We start from the raw sequence: 25,515 nt of genomic DNA, 5'->3' as shown, positions 1-25,515 counted from the left end.
CGTTTCCCGCGCCGGCCGGGTGGTGCGTGGCGCCTGGATACGCTAGCATGCGTTACCTGTGTTTCAAAAGGTAATTTCCGGAGCCTGGATTCCGCGCATGTCGAATCTGCTGCGCACTGTGGCCTTGCTGGGAGTCGTGGCATTGCCGGCAGCCTGGCTCGGCCTGTGGCTGGGCGGCTGGATCCCCGGCGCCACGCTGGCCCTGCTGACGGCCGCCATGGCCTACCTGTACTGCGCGCCCGTGGTGTTGCGCCTGTACCGCGCGCGTGAGGTCGACGCGCGCAGCGCGCCGCACCTGCTGGCCATGGTGCGCGAACTCGCGCGCCTCGCCGGGCTGGCGACCCCCCGCGTGTTCGTGCTCGACGAGGCCTCGCCGAATGCCTTCGTCACCGGCAGCCGTGCCCGGCGCGCTTCGCTGGTGCTGACCAGCGGTCTGTTGCACCTGCTGGACGAATCCGAACTGCGCGCCGTGCTTGCGCATGAGTTCGCCCATGTGTTGCGCGGGGACATGCTGCCGGCCAGCCTGGCCGCGGCGGCCGGGGGCTTGCTCGCGGCCGCCGCGCAGGCAGGCTACGCCAGCGCCGACGACGCGAGGGCCGGGGCCTGGGCGGCGCCGCTGTGGCTGTTGCTGGCGCCGCTGGTGGCCTTGCTGGTGCGCGTGGGAGGGTCGGCAGGCAAGGAATTCGCCGCCGATCGCCTGGGCGCGCAACTTTGCGGCGACCCCGAGGCCATGGCCAGCGCGCTTCACCAGTTGCGTCCCGGCGCGGACGGCCCCGGCGCTTTCGGGCTGGCGGCGCGCTACCCGGCGGGAGCCCAGTTGATGTTCGACGACCCCTTGCGCCGCCGCGGCCTGCTGCGGCTGTTCCGCACCCATCCGCCGCGCGCCGAGCGCGTGCGCGCGCTGCGCGAACTCGCCGGCGTGGCGGGCGCAGGCTCAGCGCCGGCTGTTCTGGAACAGCCCTTCGAGCGCTGAGTCGATCAGCAGCCCGGCCACGCTGTACAGCAGCGAGCCGATCAGCGCCGCCCCGAAGCCGCGCACCTCGAAGCCCGAGCTCAGGCCCGACGCGGCGTAGAACATCAGGGCGTTGATGATGAAAAAGAACAGCCCCAGGGTGAGCACGGTGATCGGCAGGGTCAGCAGCAGCAGCACCGGACGCACCAGGCTGTTGAGCAGGCCGATGATCAGCGAGGCCCACAGCGCGGCCGCGAATCCCGACAGGCGCACGCCGCTGTACAGGTAGGCCACCGCCATCAGGGCGGTCGCCGAGAGCAGCCACTTCACCAGAAGTTTGGTCATGCGGATCTCCAGGCCGTTGCGCGGGGCATGGCCTCAGTCCTGCGCGGCGCCGATGCGCCGCGCCAGTTCGGCGGCCTTGCCGGTGTAGGAGCCGGGGCTGAGTTCCAGCAGGCGTTCGCGTTCGGCCTGCGGCAGCGGCAGCCCGGCGATGAACTGGCGCAGCAGTTCACGCGTGATGGCCTTGCCGCGGGTGAGTTCCTTCAACTGCTCGTAGGGGTTGGGCAGGCCGTGCCGGCGCATGACCGTCTGCACCGGCTCGGCCAGCACTTCCCAGGCGGCGTCCAGGTCCTCGGCGAGCCGGCGCACGTCGGGCTCGAGCTTGTCCAGCCCGCGCTGCAGGCTGTCGTAGGCCAGCAGGCCGTGGCCCAGGGCCACGCCCATGTTGCGCAAGACGGTGGAGTCGGTGAGGTCGCGCTGGAAGCGCGACACCGGCAGCTTGTCGCTGAGGTGGCGCAGCAGCGCGTTGGCGATGCCCAGGTTGCCTTCCGAGTTCTCGAAATCGATCGGGTTGACCTTGTGGGGCATGGTCGACGAACCGATCTCGCCGGCCTTCGTGCGCTGGCGGAAGTAGCCCAGCGAGATGTAGCCCCAGAGGTCGCGGTTCAGGTCCAGCAGCACCGTGTTCAGGCGTGCCACGGCGTCGAACAGCTCGGCCATGCAGTCGTGGGGCTCGATCTGGATGGTGTAGGGGTTGAAGCGCAGGCCCAGGCGCTGTTCCACCACGCCGCGCGCCAGCGCCTCCCAGTCGAGTTCGGGGTAGGCGGCCAGGTGGGCGTTGTAGTTGCCCACGGCGCCGTTCATCTTGGCGGTCAGCTCGACCTCGCGCAGCCTCGCGATCGCGCGCTGCAGGCGCGCCGCGAAGTTGCCCATTTCCTTGCCCAGGGTCGTGGGGCTGGCGGTCTGGCCGTGGGTGCGCGAGAGCATCGGCGCATCGGCCAGGTCTAGCGCCAGGCGGCGCAGGCGCGCCAGCACGCCCTGCAGCACGGGTACCAGCACCTGCTCGCGCGCGCCGTTGAGCATCAGGCCGTGCGCGGTGTTGTTGATGTCTTCCGAGGTGCAGGCGAAGTGCACGAACTCGCTGCTGCCGGACAGCTCCGGCCACGCGCCCAGGCGTTCCTTGATCCAGTACTCCACCGCCTTCACGTCGTGGTTGGTCACGCGCTCGATGGACTTGATGGCCTGCGCGTCCGCCTCGGTGAAATTGGCGGCCAGCGTGCGCAGTTCGGTCTGCAGCGCGGCCGGGATCGGCGCGAGCTCGGCCAGCCCGGCCTCGGATAGCGCGATCAGCCATTCGATCTCGACCTGCACGCGGCAGCGCATCAGCGCGCTTTCCGACAGATGCGTGCGAAGGGCGTCGACCTTGGCGCTGTAGCGGCCATCGAGCGGGGAGAGAGCGCTCAGCGGGCTGGAGCCGGCCGGCACGGAGGTCTGGGAGGGCATGTTCATTCCCGTCATTGTAGGAAGGGGCGCCGCCGGCGCCGCCGCTTGGCGCTCAGGCTCCGTGCGCCGGCGCGGCGCCGCGGGCCAGGCGCAGCAGCATGCCGCGAAGCGCGTGCTGGGCCGAAGCCATGCGCACCGCGTGGCGCCCGCCCGGCCAGACGCAGGACTCGGCCTGCGCGGCCACGCCCTGCGGGGTGTTCCAGGCCCAGCCGAACCACACCAGGCCCACGGGTTTGTCGGGGCTGCCTCCGCCGGGGCCGGCGATGCCGGTCACCGACAGCGCCGCCTGTACAGGAGCATGGGCGAGCACGCCGCGCGCCATGGCCAGCGCGGTGGCCTCGCTGACGGCTCCGTGCTCCTGCAGCGTGGCGGGGGGCACGCCGAGCAGCTCGGTCTTGGCGGCGTTGCTGTAGGTGACCAGCCCACGCTCGAACCACGCGCTGCTGCCGGGCAGGGAACTCAGCGCGGCGGCGACCATGCCGCCGGTGCAGGACTCGGCGCAGCCGAGCATCCAGCCGCGCCCGGCCAGCGCGCGGCCCAGTTCGTCGGCGGCGCCCAGCAGCGCCTGCCAGGCCGCGTCGGCGGGGCCGATGTCAGGTGGGTACGCGAATTCCATGCAGCCACATATCGATGAAGGTCCAGGCCAGCAGGCCCACGGCCAGGCCCAGCAGGCTGAGCACCGCGGCGACGATGTCGTCGAGCATGATGCCCAGGCCTCCGCTGAGCTTGCGGTCGGCCCAGCCCACCGGGCCGGGCTTGACGGCGTCGAACAGGCGGAACAGCGCGAAGCCGGCCAGTTGCAGCGGCCAGGGCAGCAGGCCGTGTCCGCCCGTCAGTGCGTTCAGGCCCCATTGCGCGGCCCACAGCACCAGCCACATGGCCACCACCTCGTCCCACACCAGCGGTGCCGGATCGTGCAGGCCCAGCGCGCGTGCCGCGCGCTCGCAGATCCACACGCCGCCGGCGAAGCCGGCGAGCAGCAGCGGCGGCCAGGCCCAGCCCGGCAGCACACCTTGCAGCAGCAGCCAGGTGGCCCAGCCGAACAGGCTGCCGGCGGTGCCCGGTGCCACCGGCGACAAGCCGGAGCCGCAGCCCATGGCGAGGAAGTTCCAGGGGCTGGCGAGCAGGAAGCGCCAGTCCGCGCGCGGGGGCTGGTTCATGGGGTGGCGAAGTGGTCGAAGGAGGGGAAACCGGTGTCGATGCTACGACCCGCGGCGTCGAGCAGGCGCAGCCCGGGTTCGCCGCCCATGCTGCCGATGCGGCTGACCTGCACGCCGCAGCCGGCCGCGGCGTCCAGCACCTGGGCGCGCCGTGCGGCCGGGGCGGTGAACAGCAGTTCGTAGTCGTCGCCGCCGGCGAGCTGGCAGGCGCGGCGGCGCGCCTCGGGCTGCTCCGCGAGCACGCGCCCGCGCGGCAGCGCGTCGGCCAGCACCTCGGCGCCCACGCCGCTGGCGCGCAGCACGTGGCCGAGGTCGCCCAGCAGCCCGTCGGACACGTCGATCGCGGCGTGCGCGATGCCGCGCAGCGCCAGGCCCAGGGCCACGCGCGGCGTGGGCCGTTCCAGGCGCGCCAGCACCGGTTCCAGCGCCGCCGGCTCGAGGGCCCATTCGCCGCGCAGGTGGCCCAGCGCGAGCCGCGCCTCTCCGGGCACGCCGGAGACCCAGAGCTCGTCGCCGGCGCGCGCCGCGTCGCGGCGCAGCGCGGCGCCGGCGGGCACCAGGCCGAGCACGGTCAGGCACAGGTTCAGCGGGCCGCGCGTGGTGTCGCCGCCCACCAGCTCGATGCCGTGCTCGTCGGCCAGCGCGAACAGCCCGGCGGCGAACTCGCGCAGCCACGCCGGATCGGCGGCGGGCAGCGCCAGCGCGAGCAGGAAGGCATGCGGCTGCGCGCCCATCGCCGCCAGGTCCGACAGGTTCACGGCCAGCGCCTTGTGGCCGAGGCGCCGGGGGTCGGTGCCGGCGAGGAAATGGCGGCCCTCCACCAGCATGTCGGTGGACACGGCCCATTGCTGGCCCGCCACCGGCTGCAGCAGCGCGCAGTCGTCGCCCACGCCGAGCACGGCGCGCGCCGCCGGGCGCTGGAAATGGCGCGCGATCAGCTCGAACTCGCCGAGGGCATCGGCGGGCGCGGCGGCGGAGGCGTCGGGAGCGTGGGCCATGGGGGTATTGTCGCCGCTCGGCCAAGGCCCCGGGCGACGCGAGGCCTAGAATTCCCCGCAAGCCTGGTGTCGCGCCCATGGGGTGCGCGGCCGGCGCGTGCGGCGGGACTGCTCGGCGGTTTCCGTGCGCGCACGCTCCCGGATGCACAACAGGCGACGGTTTCGGAGACCTCCTTCATGTCGAACCCTGACGCCAAGGCCGAGCTGCGCCGTGCGGCCCTGGAATACCACGAACATCCGCTTCCCGGGAAGATCAGCGTCGCCCCGACCAAGCAGCTTTCCAACCAGCGCGACCTGGCCCTGGCCTATTCCCCGGGCGTGGCGGCGGCCTGCGAGGAAATCGCCGCCGATCCGGCCACGGCCGCGCGCTACACCGCGCGCGGCAACCTGGTGGCGGTGATCACCAACGGCACCGCCGTGCTGGGCCTGGGCGACATCGGCCCGCTGGCGGCCAAGCCGGTGATGGAGGGCAAGGCGGTCCTGTTCAAGAAGTTCGCCAACATCGACGTGTTCGACATCGAGGTCAACGAGAAGGACCCCGAGCGCCTGATCCAGATCATCGCGGCGCTGGAGCCCACCTTCGGCGGCATCAACCTCGAGGACATCAAGGCCCCCGAATGCTTCCGCGTGGAACGCGAGCTGCGCGAGCGCATGCGCATTCCGGTGTTCCACGACGACCAGCACGGCACCGCCATCATCGTGGCCGCGGCGGTGCTCAACGGCCTGAAGGTGGTGGGCAAGCGCATCGAGGACGTCAAGCTGGTGTGCTCCGGCGCCGGCGCGGCCGCGCTGGCCTGCCTGCGCCTGCTCGAGCACATGGGCATGCCGCGCGAGAACATCTGGGTCAGCGACATCGTGGGCGTGGTCTGGGAAGGCCGCAGCGAGCTGATGGACCCGGACAAGCAGCGCTATGCCCAGGCCACCGAGGCGCGCAAGCTGGGCGACGTGATCAGCGGGGCCGACATCTTCCTCGGCCTGTCGGCCGGCGGGGTGCTCAAGCAGGACATGGTGCGCGGCATGGCGCCGCGCCCGCTGATCCTGGCGCTGGCCAACCCGGTGCCGGAGATCCTGCCGGAGGAGGTCAAGGCCGTGCGCGACGATGCGGTCATCGCCACCGGGCGTTCGGACTACCCGAACCAGGTCAACAACGTGCTGTGCTTCCCCTACATCTTCCGCGGCGCGCTGGACTGCGGGGCCACCACCATCACCACCGAGATGGAGATCGCCGCGGTGGAGGCGATCGCGGCGCTGGCGCAGATGGAGCAGAGCGACGTGGTGGCGGCCGCCTACGGCGGCAACTCGCCCTGCTTCGGGCAGGACTACCTGATTCCGAAGCCCTTCGATCCGCGCCTGATCCTGCACATCGCGCCCGCGGTGGCGCGCGCGGCGGCGCAAAGCGGCGTGGCCACGCGCCCGGTCGCCGACCTGGAGGCCTACCGCGAGCAGCTGCAGCAGTTCGTCTACCAGTCCGGCGCGATGATGCGCCCGATCTTCTCCATCGCCCGCCATGCCGCGAAAAAGCGCATCGTCTACGCCGAGGGCGAGGACGAGCGCGTGCTGCGCGCGGTGCGCGTGGTGGTCGACGAACAGCTGGCGCGCCCCATCCTGGTCGGGCGTCCGGCGGTGATCGCGCAGCGCATCGAGCGCTTCGGCCTGCGCCTGCGCGAAGGCGAGCACTACGAGGTGGTCAACACCGACCACGACGAGCGCTACCGCGACTTCTGGCAGACCTACCAGCAGCTGGCCGGGCGCAAGGGCCTGACCCCCTCCTTCGCCAAGATCGAGATGCGCCGGCGCCTGACGCTGATCTCCAGCATGATGGTCTACAAGGGCCAGGCCGACGGGCTGATCTGCGGCACCTGGGGCAACACCCAGCTGCACCTGCACTACATCGACCAGGTGATCGGGCGCCGCGCCGGCGTGAACACCTATGCGGCGATGAACGGGCTCATCCTGCCGGGGCGCCAGATCATGCTGGTCGACACCCACGTGAACGTCGACCCCAGCGCCGAGCAGCTTGCCGAGATCACGCTGATGGCCGCCGAGAAGCTGCGCCGCTTCGGCATCGTGCCCAAGGTGGCGCTGCTGTCGCATTCCAACTTCGGCTCCAGCAACGCGCCCAGCGCGGTGAAGATGCGGGAGACCCTGGAACTGCTGCGCCAGCGCGACCCCGGGCTGGAGGTGGACGGGGAGATGCACGGCGATTGCGCGCTCGACCCCAACCTGCGCACCAGCCTGCTGCCGCAGACCACGCTGTCCGGCGAGGCGAACCTGCTGGTGTTTCCCAACCTGGACGCTGCCAATATCGCCTATAACCTGCTGAAGACGGCCGCCAGCAACAACGTGGCGATCGGGCCGATCCTGCTCGGCGCGGCGCGTCCGGCGAACATCCTGACGGCTTCCAGCACGGTGCGGCGCATCGTCAACATGACCGCGTTGACGGTAATGGAAGCCAACGGCCCCGACGCCGGGGCCTGAGCGGCCGCCGGAGATTCGCCGCCGCGCGGCACGCGGCGGCGCGGCGCCCGCGGCGCGCCCGGGGGCCTTGCGAGCCTCGGATTCCGAAGTGAGCAATCACTCCGGGATCTTGCGCTGCACAAAAAATAGGCGCAAATCTTGCTTTTGCCGGGGCTTTCCCCTAGCATGAGCTTTTGGTCGTCGGCCCGGCGTGAATCGTGCGGGTCCTCGGCCGGACCGCCAATAACTCCACTACCGTGTTCTGGCTCGACGCCCGTCACGACAACCAGTTGAAACGGGGCCCATCTGGCGTGATCGCGCCGCGAGCCCTGGGGGGCGCCGCGGAGCATCCACCCTCCGGCGTCACCCGCATCGACCCCTGGTGGAGGCTGCGCGGGCTGGCGTTTGCGTCGCTGCTGGCCTTCGCTGCGTGGATCGGCTGCGGACTCCAGGCCCAGGCCCGTCAAGTGGGGCCGGAGCATCCGCACGGACGCGTCGTGCAGGCGGCGCGCCTGGACCGCGAAGCCTTGCTGACCTTGCAGCGAATTCGCGGCGGAGGTCCGTTTCCTTATGCCAAGGACGGAATCGTGTTCGGCAATTACGAGCACCTGTTGCCCCGCAAACCACGTGGATATTACCGTGAATACACCGTACCCACTCCGGACCGCCGCACCCGGGGAGCCAGGCGAATCGTTTGCGGTGGTGCCCCGCGCAGCCCCGATGTCTGCTATTACACCCATGATCACTACGCAAGTTTCCAATCCATTGCCGGTTGAGGTCGACGAGGGCGTCAACCTCAAGGCTTTGCGTCCGAACATCGTGCAGTCGATCCGCGCCTTCCGGGTGAACGAATTGATGGTCGCCGCGCAGGAGGCGGGGCAGCATTTCCTCTACGCCAACCTGGCGCAGGCGACCACCAAGCAGGAAGTGCTGGAGACGCTGTCGCGCTCCTTCCTGTTTCCGAAGCATTTCGGCAAGAACTTCGACGCGCTGCGCGACTGCCTGACCGACATGATCGCCGGAGCGGGGCCGCAGCCCGGCTTCGTCATCGTGCTCGAGCAGCTGCCGATGACCCAGCGCTTCGACAAGGAAGCGCGCGAGACCCTGCTGGACGTGTTCCGCGATGCCGCGGACTTCTGGTACGAGCAGGGGGTGGAGTTCCGGGTCTTCTACTCTTTTCTGTGACCCGCGCGCCTTCCCGGGAGGCGTTGCGGGGTGAAGTGGAACCGGGTTTTCGAGCCAGCCGCTCGGTGCGCCCCAGCAGCGCGCCCTGGTACGGCACCTGGCTGGCGCAGGCGGCCTGAGGGCGCGCCTGCCCGCCAGGGCTCCTGACGCGCCGGCCGGCGCGCCTCAGGCTTCGCGCAACTGCAGCGCGAGTTCCACGTATTCGTCCACGCCGACTTCCTCGGCGCGGCGCTGCAGGTCGAAGCTCCCCTCGTAGCCTTGCTGCTCCAGCCACGGACCCAGTCCGTGGCGCAGCAGCTTGCGGCGCTGCGAGAAGGCGGCGGCGCTCAGGCGCTGCAGCGTGCCGGCGTGCAGCCCGCGCAGTTCCGCCTGCTCCCGGGGTTGCATGCGCACCACCGCCGAATCCACGCGCGGCGGGGGGGTGAAGGCCTGCGGCGGGACTTCCAGCACCGGCCACATGCGGTAGCGCCACTGCAGCATCACCGACAGGCGCCCGTAGGCGGCGCTGCGGGGCGACGCGACCATGCGGTCGACCACTTCCTTTTGCAGCATGAAATGCTGGTCCACGACTTTCGATCCGCAATCGAACAGGTGGAACAGCAGGGGGCTGGAGATGTTGTAGGGCAGGTTACCGAAAATCCGCAAGCCTTCGCCCAGCGAGCCGAAGTCCAGTGCGAGCGCATCGCTCTCGATCACCCGCAGCCCCGGCTCACCGCGGCTGCGCCAGCGTTCGGCGAGGTCGCGGTCGAGCTCGACCACGGTCAGCGCCTTCGCGCGCGCCAGCACCGGAAGAGTCAGCGCGCCCAGTCCAGGGCCGATTTCCACCAGGTTCTGACCGGGCCGCGGATCGATGGCGCCGACGATGTCGTCGATCACCGAGGCGTCGGTGAGAAAGTGCTGGCCGAAGCGCTTGCGCGCCGTGTGCCCGTCGAGCCGGCTTGGCGCGCGGCCCTCGCCACGGCCGCCGTGCCCGCGCGAGGCCATCAGGAATCGTCGCCGGGCAGGCGCACGTAGGTCCGCTCGCGCACGTCGCGCACCAGGTCGGCGAAATTCTTGTCGGCCTTGCGTTGCAGCAGTTCGCTGCGCACGACCGCGCGTTCCTGCCCCGGGGCCAGTGCGTGCTCGCGCCGGTCCACCAGCTGCAACAGCACCACGCGCCCCGGCAGCACCAGGGGCTCGGAGATCTGCCCCGGGTTCAGGCTGCTGAGCGCGCTGTCCAGCGCGGCCGGCAGCTGTCCGGGCAGCAGCCAGCCCAGCGAGCCGCCCTTGGATGCCGAGCCCAGGTCCTGCGAGATCTCCTTGGCCTTGGCGGCGAAGCTCACCTCGCCGGCGAGCACGGCACGGCGCACCGCCTCCAGTTCGTGCACCGCGCCCTTGCGCGCGCTGTCGCCATCGGCGTTGAGCACGATTTCCCGCACCTCGGCCTGCATGGCCGTCTGCGCGCTTCCCGCCGCATGCTGGCGTGCGACCAGCTCCAGGATATGGAAGCCGGCCGGGCTGCGGATCACCGCGCTGACCTGTCCGGGCTGCAGTTCGCGCACGGCGTTGACGAAGAGATCGGGCCATTCGCCGGCCGGCCGCGTGCCCAGGTCGCCCCCGTGCGCCCCTTCCGGGCCCTCGGAGAATTGCTGCGCGACCACCTCGAAGCGCCGGCCCTGCTGCAGCGCCGACGCGGCGGCATCGATGAGCTTGCGGGCCTGCGCCACCTGTTGCGGGTCGGCGTGCTCGGAAAGGGGCACGAAGATCTGCGCCAGGTGCAGTTGCTCGGACGGCGCCACCTGTCCCTGCAGCGAACGCATGTGCGCGAGGTAGTCGTCGACCTCCTGGTCGGAAACGCTGACCTTGGCCGCCACGTCACGCTGGCGCAGCCGGTCGATCAGGATCTCGCGTCCGAGCTGAGCCTCGAAGTCCTTCCAGCCGATGCCCTGCTCGCGCACCTTGGCACGCAGCTCGCTCACGTCCAGGTGGTTGGACGCGGCCACCTGCGCCACCGCGCGCTGCAGCGTGTCGTCGCCGACCTGCAGCCCGCTCTGCTCGGCGTATTCGGCCAGCGCGTATTCGTTGATCATCTGCTGCAGCACCTGGGCGCGGACCTGGTCCACCGGCGGACTGGCCCCGGGGCGCTGTTGCGCGAGCCGGTGCAGCGCGTCCTTCACGCGCAACTGCAGGTCGTACTGGGTGATCACCTGGTCCCCGACCACCGCGGCGATGCCGTCGCTGCCGGGCGCAGCCGTGTTGCCGCCGGAGTCCTGCGGCACCAGGCCCTGCGAGGCCCCGGAGGCGCCCGGCAGGCTGAGTTGCGCGTGGGCCGCGACGCCCGACAGGCCGGCGCCGAGGATGGCGAGCAACGCAAGGCGCGGCAAATATTTATTCATAGTTCACGTAGCGGCTCGGAGGGGCCGTCGGTTGATGCACCAGTTGATAACCGGGGATATTTTGCTGCAGCGCCCCCAGCGGATTGTTGCCCAGACGGGAAAAGCCCGAGAGCTCCAGCTGGAACAGGATGCGCGTGGTCCCGCTCTGGGAGGTCAGCGACTGGCGTTGCAGCACGATGCGACCCACCCAGCAACCCCCGTCGTACTCGAAGCCGAACAGGCCGTTGTTCAGGCTGCGGTCCTGCAGGCTGTAGTCCGCCTGCCCCACCGCATACCAGCGCGACGACAGGCGCCACTGCCACGCGCCGTTCACGTAGCGCAGCGGAATCTGCGTGGCCGTGGCACTCTGGGTCAGATAGGACAGGCTCAGGTTCTTGAAGTCCCCGACATGCCACTGGGCGCCGAAGTTGGCCTGTGCCAGTTGCTTCAAGCCCATGTTGTAGTCGATTCCGGCATTGACGCTCCAGGCCGGCGTCATCGACAGGGAGCCCAGCAGGAAGGCGTCGCTCAGGCCCTTGGGCACGGGCGCGCCGGTCAGGGTCACGCGCTGCGGGCTCAGCAGCACCCGCTGCGCCACCGTCAGGCTGGCGTATTCGGCTCCGCTGCTCGCGTCGAGCCAGCGGGTCGTGGCCCCCGCGGTGATGTTGTTGGCGTCGGCGATGCGGTCGTTGCCCGAGAACAGGTTGTCGGTGTAGATGGTCGCCAGGTTCAGGTCCAGCGCCGCGCTGTCGAAATTCGGCAGGTTCTGCTGCGCGCGGTAGGGCGTGTAGACGTAGTAAAGGCGCGGCTCCAGGGTCTGCGTGAGCTGGCGGCCGAAGGCGTGGGTGGGGCGCTCGAACACCAGGCCCGAGTCCAGGCTGAAGCTGGGCACCGAGCGGGAGGCCGAGCTGCGGCCGTCGGCCATCGGCGTGTCGGTGGTGTAGTTGGCCGCGTACAGGTGCAGGGCCGGCGTGACGAAGCCCTGCGGCGCCACGAAGGGCAGGCTGAGCGTGGGGTCCACGTAGCTGCGGTCCCCCGACAGCAGCGTGGGCGTGCTGTTGGTGAAGCGCGCCGTGGCCGCGTCGAGCTGCCACTGCAGCCCGGTGACGTTGCTGCTTTGCCAGCTGCCCAGCAACTGGTGCTGTACGTCGTAGGGCACCGCCACCGGCGAGACCGTGCTCTGCAGGGTCTGCCAGGTATTGAAACTGGCCTGCACCATGCCGTTGGGCTGCGACCAGGTCACCTGTCCCTGTTGCGGCAGCGTGCGGTTGGCGCCGATCACCGGGTCGACGCTGCCGAAGTCCTGCCACCAGTTGTTGTCGGACACGCGCTGCAGGTTCAGGCCGTAGCTGACGTTGCTGGCCAGCGTGCCCCACTGCTGCAGCACCGTGGCCCAGCGCGACCGGCCGTCGTCGCCGTGGTCCTCGGGCAGGTAGTCCACGATGGCGTTGCCGCTGTAGGAGGGCTGCAGCCAGCGCACCGCCGCGCTGCCCATCAAGCCGCGGCGCAGCAGCAGGCGCGGCGTGATCGTAGCGTCGTAGTTCGGCGCGATGTTCCAGTAGTAGGGCTGGGCCCAGTCCAGGCCGTTGCGGCTGTCCAGCCCGATGGTGGGCGGCAGCAGCCCGGACTTGCGCGCGGTGGTCAGCGGGAAGCTGGCGTAGGGCAGCGGCAGGATGGTCACGCCCTTGAATTTCACGCGGCCGTCGTCGACCACGCCGGTGTCGGAGCCGAAATTCAGGTCCAGGTGGGTAGCCTGCAGCACCCAGTCGACCGGCGACTCGGTGCAGGTGGTGTAGGTGGCCTGCTCGGCCTGCAGGTGCTGGCTGCCGAGGAAGTGCACCACCGCCGCCTGGCCTCCGCCTTGCGTGCGGTTGAAGAAATAGTGCGCATCGGGCATGGTCCCGGTGCTGCTGTCCAGGTTGAAGCGCAGGCTGGGGCCGCTGAACACGTTGCCGTCGCGCACGATGCGCACGTTGCCCTGGGCATCGATCTCGTCGGTCACCAGGTCGTCGTGCAGCGCGTCGGCCTTGAACACGATGGAATGCCGGCGCAACTGCACCGCGCCGCTGGCGTCGAGCCGGATGTCGGGCTGCATGCTGAGCTGCCCGGCGTCGACGAACACCGGCTCGACCGGGCGCACCTGCGGCGGCAGGCGCTCCAGCAAGGTCGTGCTCGGGCGCAGGACCGGCCCGGGCTGGCTCGCGCCCGGCGCGGGCGCGCCGGCCGCTGCGGCGTAGCCGCGGCTGAGCATCAGGCCGATGGCGGCCACCAGCACGCGCATACGGGCGTGGCGCGGGGCACGAGGCGGAATCTGCGGCAAAAGGAGCACTGGACGGGTGGGTTACGGGCCCAGGCGCGGATGAAACCGCGCACGGGGCCGGCGGCCACGGGCCGCGGCCTCCTAGAATCGGCGCCGATTATAGGAATCCCCCCGGCGCTTGCGATTTCGTGGCCGCGCCGCCCCCTGCCGATGACGTCCACCCACCCTGAATCCCCATCCCCATCCTCGTCCGAGGCCGATCCGCGGCTCGCCGCCCTGCGCGCCTGGCTGCAGTCCTCCCCGGGCGGCATCGCCCTGCACCCCGCCAGCCTGCGCCCGGCCTCGGCCGACGCCAGTTTCCGGCGCTACTTCCGCGTGGACGCGGCGGCGGGCGGCGACGCCTCGCTCATCGTCATGGACGCGCCGCCGGCCCAGGAGGACGTCGGGGCCTTCTGCCGCATCGCCGGGCTGCTGCGAGAGGGAGGACTGTCGGCGCCCCGGGTGCTCGCGCGCGACGACGCCCAGGGCTTCGTGCTGCTGTCCGACCTGGGCGGCACCACCTACCTGGACGCCCTGAACCAGGCGCGCGCCGCGGGCGACGCGGCACGCTGCGATGCGCTGATGCGCGACGCGCTGGGCGCGCTGGTGCGCCTGCAGGGCGTGCGGGCCGAGCTGCCCGCCTACGACCGCCAGCGCCTGCAGGCCGAAATGGATCTGTTCGAGGCCTGGTACCTGCGCCTGCAGATGCAGGCCGAGTTGCGCGACGAAGAACGCCAGGGTCTGCGCCGGGTCATGGACGCCCTGCTGGACAACGTGCTGGCCCAGCCCGTGGTGCTGGTGCATCGCGACTATCACAGCCGCAACCTGATGGTGCTGGACGCGCAGTGCGAACGCGGCAACCCCGGCGTGCTGGATTTCCAGGACGCGGTGTTGGGCCCCATCACCTACGACCTGGTCTCGCTGCTGCGCGACGCCTACATCGCCTGGCCGGAGCAGCAGCAGATCGACTGGGCGATCCGCTACTGGGATGGGGCGCGGGCCGCCGGGCTGCCGGTGAATCCGGATTTCGGCGCCTTCTACCGCGACTTCGAATGGATGGGCCTGCAGCGCCAGCTCAAGGTGCTGGGCATCTTCTCGCGCCTGTACCACCGCGACGGCAAGGCGCAGTATCTCGGCGACCTGCCGCTGGTGCTGTCCTACGTGCGCGCGGTCGCGGGGCGCTACGCCGAATTCGCGCCCTTGCTGCGCCTGCTCGACCGCCTGCACGGCGTGGCGCGCCGCGACGCCTACACCTTCTAGGACGCCGTCATGAAGGCCCTGATCCTGGCCGCCGGGCGCGGCGAGCGCATGCGCCCCTTGACCGACCACCTGCCCAAGCCCCTGCTGGAGCTGGCGGGCAAGCCGCTGATCGTGTGGCAGATCGAGCGCCTGCGCCGGGCGGGGATCCGCGAACTGGTGGTCAACCTGGGCTGGCTGGGCGAGCGCCTGGCCGAGGCGCTGGGCGACGGTTCGCGCTGGGACCTGCGCATCGACTATTCGCGCGAGCCCGAGCAGGCCTGGGAGACCGGCGGCGCGGTGGCCACGGCGCTGCCCCTGCTGGGCGGGCCCGAGGCGGCGCCCTTCGCCGTGCTCAGTGCCGACATCTACACGGAATTCGACTACGCGCGCCTGCACGACGCGGCGGCACGCATCGCGGCCGACCCGCGCTCCACCAGCGCGCATTTCGTGTTGGCCGACAACCCCGCCCACCACCTCGGCGGCGACATGGCGCTGGATGCCGGCGGGCGCGTGCGCCGCGAGGGCGAGCGGCTCAACTACGGCAACATCGCGGTGTTCCATGCCGGCTTGTTCGCCGGGCGCCCCGCGCGCCAGGCCTGGAAGCTGTTTCCCTGGCTGTACGCGGAGGTGGAGGCCGGGCGGGTCAGCGGCGAGCACTGGCGCGGCGCCTGGCACAACCTGGGCACACCCGCGCAGCTCGCCGAGCTGGATGCCCGGCTGCGCGCCGGGGCATGGCCCGAACCCCAGCGTGGCGGGGCCGCTCGGGGTTAAGCTCGAGGTTGCGGCGCGTTCCGCGCCCTCCCATCCCGCCCCACGATGTCCGCAGTCCCCATCCTGTCCAGCGCCACTGCTCCCGAAGCCCCCGACGCGCAGCTGCTGCGCCAGTGCGCCTTGCGCCGCGCCCAGCTCGCCCGGCGTATCGCCGATGCCGGCGGCGGCGTCGCGCTGGTGCCGACCGCGCCCGAGCGCATGCGCAACCGCGACGCCGATTACCCATACCGGCACGATAGTTATTTCTACTATCTCAGCGCTTTCACCGAGCCGCACAGCCTGCTGGTGCTCGAGGTGGAGCGCGACGGCAGCTCGCGCAGCACGTTGCTGTGCCGCCCCAAGGATGCCGAGCGCGAGATCTGGGACGGCGTGCGTTTCGGCCCCGAAGCCGCACGCGAGGCCTTCGGCTTCGACGCCGCCGGCTCCATCGAGGAGATCGACGCGCTGCTGCCGCGCATGCTGCTGGACCGCGGCGCCGTGTGGTGGCCCTTCGGCGTGCACGAGGGGCTGGAGACGCGCCTGCAGGGCTGGCTGCAGGCGGTGCGCGCGCAGGCGCGCGCCGGCCATCATGCGCCCACCGCGCAGCAGGACCTGTGCGCGGCGCTGGACGAGATGCGCCTGTTCAAGGACGACTACGAGCTGCAGGTGATGCGCCGCGCCGCCGAGATCTCCAGCGAAGCCCACCGGCGTGCCATGCGGGCGGCCGGCGCCGCGGCGCCGCAGGAATTGCGCGAATACCACCTGGAGGCCGAGCTGCTGCACGCCTTCCGCCGCGGCGGTGCGCAGGCCCCGGCCTACGGCAGCATCGTCGCCGCCGGCGCGAACGCCTGCATCCTGCACTATCGCGCCGGCAACGCGCTGCTGCGCCGCGGCAGCCTGTGCCTGATCGACGCCGGTTGCGAACTCGACGGCTACGCCAGCGACATCACCCGCACCTTCCCGGTGGGCGGGCGATTCTCGGGCCCGCAGCGCGAGCTCTACGAAATCGTGCTGGATTCCCAGCGCGCCGCCATCGAGGCCACCCGCGCCGGCGCGCGCTTCACCGACCCCCACGAGGCCGCGCTGCGCGTGCTCGCGCAGGGCCTGCTCGACACCGGGCTGATCGCGCGGTCGGCCGCTCCCGACGTGGACGCGGTGCTGCACACCGGGGCCTACCGCCGCTTCTACATGCACCGCACCAGCCACTGGCTGGGCATGGACGTGCACGATTGCGGCGAGTATTCCGAGCCCGGCGAGGCGCCGCGCATGCTGCCCGACGGAGCCCGCGTGCCGGCCGCGCGCGTGCTGCGCCCGGGCATGGTCCTGACCATCGAGCCGGGCCTGTACGTGCGCGCCGCCGCCGACCTGCCCGAGGCTTACCACGACATCGGCATCCGCATCGAGGACGACGTGCTGGTGCGTGCGCAGGGCGATTGCGAGGTGCTGACCCTGCAGGCCCCCAAGACCGTGGCCGACATCGAACGGGTGATGGAGGGCTGATGCGCGAGTCCTGTTGCACGGCCCCCGCCAGTGCGGCGGAGCGCCGCGACGGCGCGGCCGCGGGCGGGGCGCTGGCGCCGCGCGTGGCCGTGGTCGGCGCCGGCCCGGTGGGGCTGAGCCTGGCGCTGCAGATGCGTCAACTGGGCAGCACGGCCGAGCTGCAGGTCTTCGACGCCCAGCCCGATGCGCAGGCCGCGCTGCAGGATCCCCGCGTGCTGGCCCTGTCCGAGGGCAGCCGCCAGATGCTGCAGGCGCTGCGCGCCTGGCCCGCCGACGCGGCCACGGCGATCCGGCAGATCCACGTGTCCCAGCATGCGCCGGGGCTGAGCTCGCTGCCGCGGGTGATGCTGCGGGCCGAGGAGGCGGCGCTGCCCGCCCTGGGCTACACGGTGCGCTACGGTGAATTGCTGGGCGCGCTGCAGGCCGCGGCGCGCGAGGCCGGCATCGAGGTGCGCTACGCCAGCCCGGTGCGCGTGCGCGAGCTGGCGCAGTCGGTGCTCGTGGAACCGGCCGGCGATCCCGCCCGCGCCGGCGGCACCGATGCCGACCAGCGTGCCGCGCAGGCGGCGGAGCCCGGGCAGGAATTCGATCTGGCCGTGCTCGCCGAAGGCGGAGCCTTCCACGACCAGGCTCAGCGCGAGCTGCACCGTGACTACGGCCAGACCGCGTTGATCGGCCAGTTGCGCTGCGACCGCCCCCACGAGGGCCTGGCGGTGGAGCGCTTCACGCCCCACGGCCCGGTGGCGCTGCTGCCCCGCGGCGCCGACTACGCGCTGGTCTGGTGCGTGCCGCCCGAGCGCGCGCAGGAACTGCTGCGCCAGGAGCCGGCGCAGGCCTTGCGCGCATTGCAGCAACTGCTGCCCGCGGCGTGCGGGCACGCCCTGGAGCTGCGCCTGTTCGGCAGCTATCCGCTGGGTTTGAACGCGCGCCTGCGCACCCGCCGCGCGCGCACCGTGCAGCTGGGCAACGCCGCGCAGACCCTGCACCCGGTGGCCGGACAGGGCCTGAACCTGGGCTTGCGCGACAGCGCGGCGCTGGCGCGCCTGCTGGCCGAGGTCGACGCCGCGGGCGTGGGCGCCGCCTTGCGGCGCTACGACCTGGCGCGCCTGCCCGACCGCGCGGTGCTGCTCGGGCTGACCGACCTGCTGGCGCGCGGCTTCACCTGGAACCTGCCGGGCGCCGCCGCGCTGCGCGCCGGGGCGCTGGCGGCCTTGTCGGCGGCCTGGCCCTTGCGCCGCGCGCTGCAACGGCACATGCTGTTCGGCTGGCGCTCCTGAGGCGCCCGCACGCTCGCTGGCGCCCTTGTTGGCGCCCCTTTTTGCGCCCTCGCCAAGGTGCCCGGCCGCCTCAGGCGCGTCCCGCGCCCTCCGGCGCCGGCCATCCGGTCCAGGCCGGCGCGAGGTCATGGGCCAGCCCGAACTGCTCGAGCACGCGCCCGAGGGTATGGTCCACCATCTCCTCCAGACTGCGCGGCCGCAGGTACAGCGCGGGCAGCGGCGGCATCACCACCCCGCCCATTTCGGTGACCAGGGTCATGTTGCGCAGATGGGCCAGGTTCAGCGGCGTCTCGCGCGCCAGCAGCACCAGGCGGCGGCGCTCCTTCAGGCAGACGTCGGCGGCGCGCGACAACAGGTTGTCCGACAGCCCGTGGGCCACGGCCGCCAGGGTCTTCATGGAGCAGGGGGCGACCACCATGCCCAGCGTGGCGAAGGAGCCGCTGGCGATGCTGGCGGCCACGTCGCCGATCGGGTGCACCTCGTCGGCCAGGGCCTCCACGTCGCGGCGCTCCAGATCCGTCTCGGCGCGCAGGCTCATCCAGCCCGCGGGGCTGACCACCAGATGGCTGCGCACGCCTCCCAGGCGGCGCAGGTGCTGCAGCAGGCGCACGCCGTACACGGCGCCGGTGGCGCCGGTGATGCCGACGATCAGGCGCGGCGGCGGGCTTTGCACGGAGGGCGGGGAGGACACGTTCGGAAGTCTGGGCCCAAGGCCGCGCCGCGGGGGGCGCGGCTCAGGCGCCGCCGCCCAGCAGTTCCTTGAGTTCGCCGCTCTGGTACATCTCGGTCATGATGTCCGAGCCGCCGACGAATTCGCCGCGCACGTACAACTGGGGAATGGTGGGCCAGTTGGCGTAATCCTTCACGGCCTGGCGCGCCTCGGTGTCCTCCAGCACGTTCACGGTGGCGAACTGCGCCACGCCGCAGGCCTTCAGGATCTGGACCGCGCGGCCGGAAAAGCCGCATTGCGGGAATTGCGGGGTGCCTTTCATGAACAGCACCACCTCGTTGGATTTGACCAGTTGGTCGATGCGTTGCAGTGCGTCGGACATCGGAGGCCTCGCGAAGCGGGTGGAAAGTCAGGAAACTTTTCGAATTGTAGGAAAGACCGCCGTTTCGCGCCTCGCGGGGTCATGGCCCCGGTGCGCGTCCCGCGCTGACACGCTCGATGCCGGCCAGGTCGCGCAGGCTGTGTACCTCGCGCAGTCCGACCCGAAGCAGCAGTTGGCGAACCGCGGCTGCCTGGTCGTAGCCGTGTTCCAGCGCCAGCCAGCCCCTGGCGCGCAGGCGCGGCGCCGCCTGCGCCACCAGCAGGCGGATGTCCGCCAGGCCGTCGGCGCTGGCACGCCCGCCCACCAGGGCCAGGGCAGGCTCGTGGCGCAGCGCCTGCAGGTGCGGGTCGTCCTCGGCCACGTAGGGCGGGTTGGAGACGATGAGGTCGAAGTCGCCCGCGTCGGGGGGCAGCGCCTGCATCCAGTCGCCCAGATGCCAGAGCGGCACGCCGCCGGGCCGCGCCGCCGGCAGCAGGCGCCGCGCATTGCGCCGCGCCAGCTCCAGGGCCTCGGCGCTGGTGTCGACCCCCTGCACGCGCGCGGCCGGGCGCTCGTGCGCGATGGCGATGGCGATGGCGCCGCTGCCGGTGCCCAGGTCCAGCACCTCGGCGGGGCCGCATGGCTCCAGGTGCGCGAGCGCGAACTCCACCAGCACTTCGGTGTCGGCACGCGGAATCAGCACCTGCGGCCCGACTTCCAGGCGCAGCCCGTAGAACTCGCGCCAGCCCAGCACGTAGGCCAGCGGCTCGCCGGCGCGCAGGCGAGCCCCCGCACGCTCCAGTTGCGCCAGGCATCGAGGCTCCAGCGCGGCCTCGGGGTGCGCCAGCAGCGCCGCGCGCGACACGCCGGCGAGTTCGCGCAACAGCACCAGCGCGTCCGCGCGCTCCACGCCGCAGGCGCGCAGCCATTCGTCGCGGCTCACTGGACTACCCTCCTCGCTACGCTCGACTCCCCGAGGGAGTGGAGCGCCGCTTCGGAGCGGCCGTGCACGGCGCTCATGGGACGACCCTCCTCGCTACGCTCGACTCCCCGAGGGAGTGGAGCGCCGCTTCGGAGCGGCCGTGCACGGCGCTCATGGGACGACCCTCCTCGCTACGCTCGACTCCCCGAGGGAGTGGAGCGCCGCTTCGGAGCGGCCGTGCACGGCGCTCATGTCCGGGCGTCCGCGTCCGGCGCGGGCTGCGCGCCGGCGCTCGCCTGGGTGTCGCGGGCCTGCTCGACCAGCATGACGGCGATGCCGTCGCGCACGGGAAAGGCCAGGCGGTCGCGCGGGCAGATCAGTTCCTGCGCTTCGCGCTCGTGTTGCAGCGGGCCCTTGCAAACCGGGCACACCAGCAGGTCAAGCAGACGTGAATCCATCGGGGGGGCTCCATGCGCCGCGCGCCAGGCGCGCCAGCAACCAGGGGAGGAAAGCGGGATCGGGCTCCACGCGCAGCCCCACGGCCCACAGGCGTTCCAGGCCGGGTTGTCCAAGGCGGCATTTTAGGGCGTCCTTCTCGGTCAGGACGACGGCGCCCGGCAGTTCCCGCAGCAGGGCCTCGGGCAGCGCCCGGTGGTCCCGCGCGCTGGCGGTGCGCGCGAGCGGGAGCCCGGCATCGCGAAGCATGTCGAAGAACTGGTCCGGGTTGCCGATGGCGGCCGCCGCGCACACCGGGGCGCCGGCCTGCGCGAGCTGGAACTCCTGCAGGCTCAGGCGCCGGCCGTCCGCCAGGTTGCGTAGTTCACCGGGATGGCGGCGCAGCGCGAAATAGGGCGCGCCGGCGGCCGCGCCGCTGTCCGCCGGCAAGGGCGGGCCCAGCGTGGCGTCGCGCCGGCGCCCCCAGCTCTCGCGCAGCGGGCCGGCGGGCAGCGGCCAGCCGTTGCCTGCGCCGCGGGCGTCGAGCACGACCAGTTCCAGGTCTCGTGCCAGCGCGTAATGCTGCAGTCCGTCGTCGCTGAGCAGCACGTCGACCTCGGGGTGTGCGCGCAGCAGCGCACGCGCGGCGGCGGGCCGGTCCCTGCCCACCCAGACCGGACAGCCGCACAGGCGGCGCAGCAGTAGGGGCTCGTCGCCACTGTCCGCCGCGGGGGTGTCGGGATGCACGGCCATGGGCTCGGGCGCGCCGCGCCGGCGGCCGTAGCCGCGCGAGACGATGCCCGGGCGGTGCCCGGCCTCGCGCAAGGCCCGCGCGAGCAGTTGCACCACCGGCGTCTTGCCGCTGCCGCCGGCGCTCAGGTTGCCCACCACCACCACGGGCACCGGCGCGCGCCAGGCCCGCCGCCAGCCACGGCGCCAGGCCGCGCGGCGCAGCGCGGCAGCGGCGGCGAACAGTGCGGCCGCCGGCAGCAGGCAGATGGCGGCTGCGCCGCGGCGCAGCCACCAGCGCGGCCAGCCCGGCGCGGCCTCGCTCACGATGCGCTGCGCTGGGTGGCGAAGCTCAGGCGGCTGATGCCCAGCAGCCGGGCGGCCTCCATCACGTTGACCACCGATTGCTGGGTGCTCTGGGCGTCGGCGCTGATCACCAGCGTGAGGTCGCTGCGGCCGTGCGCGGCGGCGCGCAGCGCCTGCACCAGCGCGGGCACGTCGCGCCCTTGCAGCGGCCGCCCCGCCACGGCGTAGCTGCCGTTGGCGGTGACTCCGACGACCACGCTGTCCGGCTGGTTCTTCGCCGCGCTGGCGTCGGCCACCGGCAGCTGGATCTTCAGTTCGGTGTACTTGGAATAGGTGGTGGTGATCATCAGGAAGATCAGCACCACCAGCAGCACGTCGATCAACGGGATCAGGTTGATCTCCGGTTCCTCCGGGCGCGGACGCTGGAAATTCATCGCCGAGGACTCCCGCTCAGCCGCGCGTGGCGCGTCCGGACTCGATCAGGGGCTGCAGGTGCGTGGCCAGGCGGCGTGCCGCCTGTTCGAGCTCGATGCCGAAATCGTCCACGCGCCCCCGGAAATAGCGGTAGAACATCAGGGACGGAACCGCGATGATCAGCCCGAAGGCCGTGTTGTACAGCGCCACCGAGATGCCGTGCGCCAGCAGCAGCGGGTTGCCGCCGCTTCCGGTCTGCGAGCCGAAGATCTCGATCAGGCCGACCACCGTGCCCAGCAGGCCCAGCAGCGGAGCCGCCGAGGCCACCGTTCCCAGTGCGTTGAGATAGCGCTGCAGGCCGTGCATCACCGCGCGGCCGGCGTTTTCCATGTCCTCGCGCAGGCTCTCCGGGCTGGCGTGGGGACGGCGGGCGGCCCGGAAGCCGGCGGCCAGCACCGCGCCCAGCGGGGAATTACGCTCCAGCTTGTCCACCGTGTCGGCCGGCGGCAGCGCGGCCGCCGACACCGCCAGGGCCTCCTCCAGCAGGCGCGGCGGGATCACCCGCGGAGCCCGCAGGGTGTTCAGGCGCTCGAGCACCACGCCCAGCGCGGTGATGGAACAAAGGATCAAGGGCCAGATCGGCCAGCCCGCGGCTTCGACAATGCTCAGCAAGATGGAACCCCGTGGAGATCGACAATGTGCCCGATGGACGCCCGGCGAGCCGCGCCCGCGCGGGAGCGGCCTGGCGTCGATTGCGGATGGTAATGCGCGCCGAGGGCGTCCCCGCGTCAAGCGGCCTGGGTTATCCCGAAAATCTGTGGATAACAATGTGGGTAAGGCGTGGCGAGGGCCGGCAAGTCACGCAAAATCAAGGCGCGGATTTCTTGTGACCAATTTTTGAACATGAAAAAACGGTGAAAAAACAAAGAGTTGCATGGAGCGCGAAGGCGTTGCGCGCGCCTGGCCCGGCAAGCCGCATGTTTGCTGGCGCGTGTGGACAGCTTGCCCGCGAGCCCGCGCCCTTGCTGGCTTCGCGCCGCGGCATGACCGCGCGCCGGCCATGGTGATGCCGCCGCGCGAGGGCCGCGGCGAGGCCCGCGCCGAGGCCTGGAGCGTCGCCGCGCTGGCGCGGGCCCTGGCCGATGCCTTGTGGGCCCGTTTCGGCGTGGTCAGCGTGCAGGGAGAGATCAGCGGCTTCACCCGCGCCTCCAGCGGGCATTGCTATTTCGCGTTGCGCGACGAAAGTGCGCAGCTGCGCTGCGTGATGTTCCGTCAGCGGGCCGCGCTGGTGGATTTCGATCTGCGCGACGGGGTGCAAGTGGAGCTGCGTGCCCAGATCGGGCTTTACGAACCCCGCGGCGACCTGCAGTTGCAGGTGGAATCGGTGCGGCGCTTCGGGCAGGGCGCGTTGATGGAGCAGTTCCTGCGCCTGAAGGCCCGGCTGCGCGCCGAGGGCCTGTTCGAGGCGCAGCGCAAGCGCGAACTGCCCGAGGTGGTGCGCACCGTGGGCATCGTCACCTCGCCGCAGGCGGCGGCGCTGCACGACGTGCTGGTCACGCTGCGCCGCCGCAGTCCGCAGGTGCGGGTGATCGTGTACCCGGCCAGCGTGCAGGGAGCCGCGGCACCGACCGAGCTGGTGCGCGCGCTGCGCGCGGCCCAGCAGCGCGCCGAGGCCGACGTGCTGCTGCTGGTGCGCGGCGGAGGCTCGCTGGAGGACCTGTGGGCCTTCAACGACGAGACCCTGGCGCGCGCGCTGGCCCAGACGAGCATCCCGGTGATCAGCGGCGTCGGACATGAAACCGACTTCACCATCGCCGATTTCGCCGCCGACATGCGGGCGCCCACGCCCACCGCGGCCGCCGAGATGTGCGCCGCGCCGCGCGAGGAACTGCTGCAGGGCCTGCGCCGCGCGGCGCGCGCGCTGGCGCACGCGATGCAGGTGCGCCTGGGCCGCGAGCAGCAGCGCATGGACCGGCTGCAGCTGCGCCTGCCCCCGCCGGCGCGCGTGCTGCGCGACGCCGGGCTGCAGCTGCGCGACCTGCAGGCGCGCCGGCGCCAGGCGCTGGCCGCCACGCTGCAGCGTGGCGCGCAGCGCCTGCAACTCGGCCAGGCGCGCCTGCGGGCGCTGCCCCGGCAGGACCTGCAGCGCCGCGCCGCCGTGCTGGACGGGCTGGAGCGGCGCCTGCGCCTGGGCCTGGCCCGTGTGCCGGCGAGCCAGCAGCAGCGCCTGCAGGGGCTGCAGGCCCGGCTGCGTGCGCTGGACCCGTCGGCGACCCTGCGCCGGGGTTACTGCCTGGCCTGGCGCGACGACGGATCCTTGCTGCAGGATGCTTCCACGCTGCGCGCCGGGCAGTCCATCGTGCTGGCCACGGCGGCCCACGCGGCAAGCCTGGGCCTGGGCGAGGTGCGCCCGGTGGCGCACCCCCTGCTGGCGGGGGGCGCCACCGAGCCGCCCGATTGTTCCTAGAATCGTCCGATACGCGCTGTCTCGCCGCCGCCCCGGCCTGTTCCGGGTACCGGCGCGTGCTTGTTCAACCTTCAACCTCGAAACGAAAGGCCGCCCCATGCAACATCAACTTCCCGCCTTGCCCTTCGCCCTCGACGCGCTGGCGCCCCACATGTCGCGTGAAACCCTGGAGTTTCACCATGGCAAGCACCACCAGGCCTACGTGACCAACCTGAACAACCTGATCAAGGGCACCGAATTCGAATCCCTGGGTCTGGAGGACATCATTCGCAAGGCCCCGGCCGGCGGCGTGTTCAACAACGCCGCTCAGGTCTGGAACCACAGCTTCTTCTGGAACTGCCTGAGCCCCGAGGGCGGCGGCGAGCCCTCGGGCGCGCTGCGCACCAAGATCGACGCCAAGTGGGGCAGCTTCGCCGCCTTCAAGGAAGCCTTCCACAAGTCGGCCGTGGGCAACTTCGGCTCCGGCTGGACCTGGCTGGTGCTCAAGGCCGACGGCAGCGTGGACATCGTCAACACCAGCAACGCGGCCACCCCGCTGACCAGCGGCGACAAGCCGCTGCTGACGGTCGATGTGTGGGAACACGCGTACTACGTGGACTACCGCAACCGCCGCCCGGACTTCGTCACCACCTTCCTGGACAAGCTGGCGAACTGGAAGTTCGCCCAGAGCCAGCTGGCCTGAGCCGTTCCGGCGCCCCGTCCCCCGCTGGCGTCTTCTCAGCGGGAGGAGCGGGGCAAGCCCTGCACCCGCGCACCCGGCTCCACCTGGTGCGCGGCGAACCAGCCCAGGGGCATTTCCAGCGCGTAACGCACCGCACCCTTCGCGCAATGCGTGTCCAGGGTGAGCGGCTGCATGTCCGCCAGGTTGCGGATGCGTCCCTCGGCGTCGATGAAGGCCACGCTCAGCGCCAGGTAGGTGTTCTTCATCCACATGCACACGTCCTGGTCGTGGCGGAACACGAACAGCATGCCGTGGTCGGGCGCCAGCTTGCGGCGGTTCATCAGGCCGGTCTCGCGGCGCCCGGGCGTGGCGGCGACTTCCGCGGCCAGGGGGTGTCCGGCGATGTGCAGGGTCGCGCTCGGGAGGGTCTCGGGCGTTTCGGGCGGCGCGGCCGGCGCGGCCAGCGCGGCCAGGGGCAGCACGAGCAGGCCCAGCGCGGCCCAGGCCAGGGCGGGACGGGGCGAGGCAGGGGAGGAACTTCGGTGCGGGCGCGGCATGATCGGAACCTCGTGGCAGGAGGAATGCCCCCATTGT

General features: G+C 71.7%; 26 protein-coding genes. 10 read left to right on the top strand and 16 right to left on the bottom strand.

What is annotated here, in order from left to right; genetic code table 11:
• Nucleotides 1–97 precede the first annotated feature (97 nt).
• Nucleotides 98–973: a M48 family metalloprotease gene (locus D466_RS20140; protein WP_018911871.1), complete on the top strand. Its 876-nt coding sequence runs from the start codon at nucleotides 98–100 to the stop codon at nucleotides 971–973.
• Here the strand turns inward: D466_RS20140 and D466_RS0101240 are convergent.
• Genes D466_RS0101240 through thiL form a run of 5 tightly spaced genes read right to left on the bottom strand, consistent with a single transcriptional unit; the run spans nucleotide 935 to nucleotide 4,895 of the window.
• Nucleotides 935–1,297 carry a phage holin family protein gene (locus tag D466_RS0101240; protein ID WP_018911870.1) on the bottom strand — a complete coding sequence of 121 codons (363 nt, stop codon included), beginning with the start codon at nucleotides 1,295–1,297 and terminating at the stop codon, nucleotides 935–937. The two genes, D466_RS20140 and D466_RS0101240, sit on opposite strands and share 39 nt — an antisense overlap.
• 33 nt (nucleotides 1,298–1,330) lie before the next feature.
• Nucleotides 1,331–2,743, bottom strand: a complete 1,413-nt coding sequence (purB, locus tag D466_RS0101235; protein WP_018911869.1) for an adenylosuccinate lyase — start codon at nucleotides 2,741–2,743, stop codon at nucleotides 1,331–1,333.
• A gap of 46 nt (nucleotides 2,744–2,789) precedes the next feature.
• The gene (locus tag D466_RS0101230) at nucleotides 2,790–3,353 is read right to left on the bottom strand and encodes a CinA family protein (protein WP_018911868.1); all 564 of its coding nucleotides are present in this window, start codon (nucleotides 3,351–3,353) and stop codon (nucleotides 2,790–2,792) included.
• Nucleotides 3,331–3,897, bottom strand: a complete 567-nt coding sequence (locus D466_RS20135) for a phosphatidylglycerophosphatase A (RefSeq protein ID WP_018911867.1) — start codon at nucleotides 3,895–3,897, stop codon at nucleotides 3,331–3,333. Before D466_RS20135 ends, D466_RS0101230 begins: the two co-directional genes overlap by 23 nt.
• Nucleotides 3,894–4,895: a thiamine-phosphate kinase gene (gene thiL, locus D466_RS0101220; RefSeq protein WP_018911866.1), complete on the bottom strand. Its 1,002-nt coding sequence runs from the start codon at nucleotides 4,893–4,895 to the stop codon at nucleotides 3,894–3,896. Before thiL ends, D466_RS20135 begins: the two co-directional genes overlap by 4 nt.
• A gap of 177 nt (nucleotides 4,896–5,072) precedes the next feature.
• On the opposite strand from thiL, the gene D466_RS0101215 reads away from it, so the two are divergent.
• From D466_RS0101215 to D466_RS0101210, 3 genes are all read left to right on the top strand, one after another.
• Nucleotides 5,073–7,373: an NADP-dependent malic enzyme gene (locus tag D466_RS0101215; protein ID WP_018911865.1), complete on the top strand. Its 2,301-nt coding sequence runs from the start codon at nucleotides 5,073–5,075 to the stop codon at nucleotides 7,371–7,373.
• 446 nt (nucleotides 7,374–7,819) lie between these two features.
• The gene (locus D466_RS25065) at nucleotides 7,820–8,128 is read left to right on the top strand and encodes a ribonuclease domain-containing protein (RefSeq protein WP_369759388.1); all 309 of its coding nucleotides are present in this window, start codon (nucleotides 7,820–7,822) and stop codon (nucleotides 8,126–8,128) included.
• Entirely contained in the window at nucleotides 8,091–8,537 is a 447-nt protein-coding gene (locus D466_RS0101210; RefSeq protein ID WP_026284756.1) for a barstar family protein, read from the top strand. Before D466_RS25065 ends, D466_RS0101210 begins: the two co-directional genes overlap by 38 nt.
• A gap of 165 nt (nucleotides 8,538–8,702) precedes the next feature.
• On the opposite strand, the gene rsmA is transcribed toward D466_RS0101210, so the two are convergent.
• The 3 genes from rsmA to D466_RS0101190 are packed head-to-tail and all read right to left on the bottom strand — an operon-like array spanning nucleotide 8,703 to nucleotide 13,172.
• Nucleotides 8,703–9,521 (bottom strand): 16S rRNA (adenine(1518)-N(6)/adenine(1519)-N(6))-dimethyltransferase RsmA, encoded by an 819-nt coding sequence (gene rsmA / locus D466_RS0101200; protein ID WP_018911863.1) that lies wholly within the window; start codon nucleotides 9,519–9,521, stop codon nucleotides 8,703–8,705.
• The gene (locus D466_RS0101195) at nucleotides 9,521–10,885 is read right to left on the bottom strand and encodes a peptidylprolyl isomerase (RefSeq protein WP_018911862.1); all 1,365 of its coding nucleotides are present in this window, start codon (nucleotides 10,883–10,885) and stop codon (nucleotides 9,521–9,523) included. Before D466_RS0101195 ends, rsmA begins: the two co-directional genes overlap by 1 nt.
• A 19-nt stretch (nucleotides 10,886–10,904) precedes the next feature.
• Nucleotides 10,905–13,172: an LPS-assembly protein LptD gene (locus D466_RS0101190; RefSeq protein WP_018911861.1), complete on the bottom strand. Its 2,268-nt coding sequence runs from the start codon at nucleotides 13,170–13,172 to the stop codon at nucleotides 10,905–10,907.
• A gap of 189 nt (nucleotides 13,173–13,361) precedes the next feature.
• On the opposite strand from D466_RS0101190, the gene D466_RS0101185 reads away from it, so the two are divergent.
• Genes D466_RS0101185 through D466_RS0101170 form a run of 4 tightly spaced genes read left to right on the top strand, consistent with a single transcriptional unit; the run spans nucleotide 13,362 to nucleotide 17,956 of the window.
• Nucleotides 13,362–14,450 (top strand): aminoglycoside phosphotransferase family protein, encoded by a 1,089-nt coding sequence (locus D466_RS0101185; protein ID WP_018911860.1) that lies wholly within the window; start codon nucleotides 13,362–13,364, stop codon nucleotides 14,448–14,450.
• A gap of 9 nt (nucleotides 14,451–14,459) precedes the next feature.
• Nucleotides 14,460–15,200, top strand: a complete 741-nt coding sequence (gene murU, locus D466_RS0101180) for an N-acetylmuramate alpha-1-phosphate uridylyltransferase MurU (protein WP_018911859.1) — start codon at nucleotides 14,460–14,462, stop codon at nucleotides 15,198–15,200.
• A gap of 45 nt (nucleotides 15,201–15,245) precedes the next feature.
• Nucleotides 15,246–16,679: an aminopeptidase P N-terminal domain-containing protein gene (locus tag D466_RS0101175; protein ID WP_018911858.1), complete on the top strand. Its 1,434-nt coding sequence runs from the start codon at nucleotides 15,246–15,248 to the stop codon at nucleotides 16,677–16,679.
• The gene (locus tag D466_RS0101170; RefSeq protein ID WP_018911857.1) at nucleotides 16,679–17,956 is read left to right on the top strand and encodes an FAD-dependent monooxygenase; all 1,278 of its coding nucleotides are present in this window, start codon (nucleotides 16,679–16,681) and stop codon (nucleotides 17,954–17,956) included. Before D466_RS0101175 ends, D466_RS0101170 begins: the two co-directional genes overlap by 1 nt.
• A 70-nt stretch (nucleotides 17,957–18,026) precedes the next feature.
• Here D466_RS0101170 and D466_RS0101165 read toward each other — a convergent pair whose 3' ends face one another.
• The 7 genes from D466_RS0101165 to D466_RS0101135 form a co-directional block, all read right to left on the bottom strand.
• Entirely contained in the window at nucleotides 18,027–18,647 is a 621-nt protein-coding gene (locus D466_RS0101165; protein WP_156003891.1) for a UbiX family flavin prenyltransferase, read from the bottom strand.
• A 43-nt stretch (nucleotides 18,648–18,690) separates the two neighbouring features.
• Nucleotides 18,691–19,008, bottom strand: coding sequence for a Grx4 family monothiol glutaredoxin (gene grxD, locus D466_RS0101160; RefSeq protein WP_018911855.1), 318 nt, complete (start codon nucleotides 19,006–19,008; stop codon nucleotides 18,691–18,693).
• Between the two features lie 79 nt (nucleotides 19,009–19,087).
• A complete protein-coding gene (gene prmC / locus D466_RS0101155) occupies nucleotides 19,088–19,930 on the bottom strand; it encodes a peptide chain release factor N(5)-glutamine methyltransferase (RefSeq protein WP_018911854.1) in 843 nt (280 codons plus the stop codon).
• Nucleotides 19,931–20,157: 227 nt separating this feature from the next.
• Complete coding sequence (locus D466_RS0101150) at nucleotides 20,158–20,367, bottom strand: Trm112 family protein (RefSeq protein WP_018911853.1); 210 nt, start codon at nucleotides 20,365–20,367, stop codon at nucleotides 20,158–20,160.
• Nucleotides 20,348–21,400, bottom strand: coding sequence for a tetraacyldisaccharide 4'-kinase (gene lpxK / locus D466_RS20130; protein WP_018911852.1), 1,053 nt, complete (start codon nucleotides 21,398–21,400; stop codon nucleotides 20,348–20,350). Before lpxK ends, D466_RS0101150 begins: the two co-directional genes overlap by 20 nt.
• Nucleotides 21,397–21,813, bottom strand: coding sequence for a biopolymer transporter ExbD (locus D466_RS0101140; protein WP_018911851.1), 417 nt, complete (start codon nucleotides 21,811–21,813; stop codon nucleotides 21,397–21,399). Before D466_RS0101140 ends, lpxK begins: the two co-directional genes overlap by 4 nt.
• Nucleotides 21,814–21,829: 16 nt before the next feature.
• Complete coding sequence (locus D466_RS0101135; RefSeq protein WP_018911850.1) at nucleotides 21,830–22,465, bottom strand: MotA/TolQ/ExbB proton channel family protein; 636 nt, start codon at nucleotides 22,463–22,465, stop codon at nucleotides 21,830–21,832.
• Nucleotides 22,466–22,853: 388 nt separating this feature from the next.
• On the opposite strand from D466_RS0101135, the gene xseA reads away from it, so the two are divergent.
• Together xseA and D466_RS0101125 are read left to right on the top strand one after the other, a co-directional pair.
• Nucleotides 22,854–24,260, top strand: coding sequence for an exodeoxyribonuclease VII large subunit (gene xseA, locus D466_RS20125; protein WP_018911849.1), 1,407 nt, complete (start codon nucleotides 22,854–22,856; stop codon nucleotides 24,258–24,260).
• A gap of 97 nt (nucleotides 24,261–24,357) precedes the next feature.
• Nucleotides 24,358–24,942, top strand: coding sequence for a superoxide dismutase (locus D466_RS0101125; RefSeq protein ID WP_018911848.1), 585 nt, complete (start codon nucleotides 24,358–24,360; stop codon nucleotides 24,940–24,942).
• A 35-nt stretch (nucleotides 24,943–24,977) separates the two neighbouring features.
• On the opposite strand, the gene D466_RS0101120 is transcribed toward D466_RS0101125, so the two are convergent.
• Nucleotides 24,978–25,478 carry a DUF192 domain-containing protein gene (locus tag D466_RS0101120; protein ID WP_018911847.1) on the bottom strand — a complete coding sequence of 167 codons (501 nt, stop codon included), beginning with the start codon at nucleotides 25,476–25,478 and terminating at the stop codon, nucleotides 24,978–24,980.
• Between the last annotated feature and the right edge of the window lie 37 nt (nucleotides 25,479–25,515).

The organism is Thiomonas sp. FB-6, assembly GCF_000377645.1.
Classification (GTDB): Bacteria; Pseudomonadota; Gammaproteobacteria; order Burkholderiales; family Burkholderiaceae_C; genus Thiomonas_A.
The sequence above is the reverse complement of the archived record's forward strand: the minus strand, read 5'-3'. Positions and strand labels throughout refer to the sequence as shown.

Excerpts from the sequence above, each read along its gene's own strand:
- D466_RS0101175 (WP_018911858.1), top strand. The coding sequence starts at position 15,246 with ATGTCCGCAGTCCCCATCCTGTCCAGCGCCACTGCTCCCGAAGCCCCC.
- D466_RS0101150 (WP_018911853.1), bottom strand. The coding sequence starts at position 20,367 with ATGGATTCACGTCTGCTTGACCTGCTGGTGTGCCCGGTTTGCAAGGGC.
- D466_RS0101240 (WP_018911870.1), bottom strand. The coding sequence starts at position 1,297 with ATGACCAAACTTCTGGTGAAGTGGCTGCTCTCGGCGACCGCCCTGATG.
- purB (WP_018911869.1), bottom strand. The coding sequence starts at position 2,743 with ATGAACATGCCCTCCCAGACCTCCGTGCCGGCCGGCTCCAGCCCGCTG.
- D466_RS20135 (WP_018911867.1), bottom strand. The coding sequence starts at position 3,897 with ATGAACCAGCCCCCGCGCGCGGACTGGCGCTTCCTGCTCGCCAGCCCC.
- D466_RS0101210 (WP_026284756.1), top strand. The coding sequence starts at position 8,091 with ATGATCACTACGCAAGTTTCCAATCCATTGCCGGTTGAGGTCGACGAG.
- D466_RS0101230 (WP_018911868.1), bottom strand. The coding sequence starts at position 3,353 with ATGGAATTCGCGTACCCACCTGACATCGGCCCCGCCGACGCGGCCTGG.
- murU (WP_018911859.1), top strand. The coding sequence starts at position 14,460 with ATGAAGGCCCTGATCCTGGCCGCCGGGCGCGGCGAGCGCATGCGCCCC.
- D466_RS20140 (WP_018911871.1), top strand. The coding sequence starts at position 98 with ATGTCGAATCTGCTGCGCACTGTGGCCTTGCTGGGAGTCGTGGCATTG.
- grxD (WP_018911855.1), bottom strand. The coding sequence starts at position 19,008 with ATGTCCGACGCACTGCAACGCATCGACCAACTGGTCAAATCCAACGAG.
- D466_RS0101185 (WP_018911860.1), top strand. The coding sequence starts at position 13,362 with ATGACGTCCACCCACCCTGAATCCCCATCCCCATCCTCGTCCGAGGCC.
- D466_RS0101215 (WP_018911865.1), top strand. The coding sequence starts at position 5,073 with ATGTCGAACCCTGACGCCAAGGCCGAGCTGCGCCGTGCGGCCCTGGAA.
- D466_RS0101140 (WP_018911851.1), bottom strand. The coding sequence starts at position 21,813 with ATGAATTTCCAGCGTCCGCGCCCGGAGGAACCGGAGATCAACCTGATC.
- D466_RS0101170 (WP_018911857.1), top strand. The coding sequence starts at position 16,679 with ATGCGCGAGTCCTGTTGCACGGCCCCCGCCAGTGCGGCGGAGCGCCGC.
- rsmA (WP_018911863.1), bottom strand. The coding sequence starts at position 9,521 with ATGGCCTCGCGCGGGCACGGCGGCCGTGGCGAGGGCCGCGCGCCAAGC.
- D466_RS0101125 (WP_018911848.1), top strand. The coding sequence starts at position 24,358 with ATGCAACATCAACTTCCCGCCTTGCCCTTCGCCCTCGACGCGCTGGCG.
- D466_RS0101120 (WP_018911847.1), bottom strand. The coding sequence starts at position 25,478 with ATGCCGCGCCCGCACCGAAGTTCCTCCCCTGCCTCGCCCCGTCCCGCC.
- xseA (WP_018911849.1), top strand. The coding sequence starts at position 22,854 with ATGGTGATGCCGCCGCGCGAGGGCCGCGGCGAGGCCCGCGCCGAGGCC.
- thiL (WP_018911866.1), bottom strand. The coding sequence starts at position 4,895 with ATGGCCCACGCTCCCGACGCCTCCGCCGCCGCGCCCGCCGATGCCCTC.
- D466_RS0101190 (WP_018911861.1), bottom strand. The coding sequence starts at position 13,172 with ATGCGCGTGCTGGTGGCCGCCATCGGCCTGATGCTCAGCCGCGGCTAC.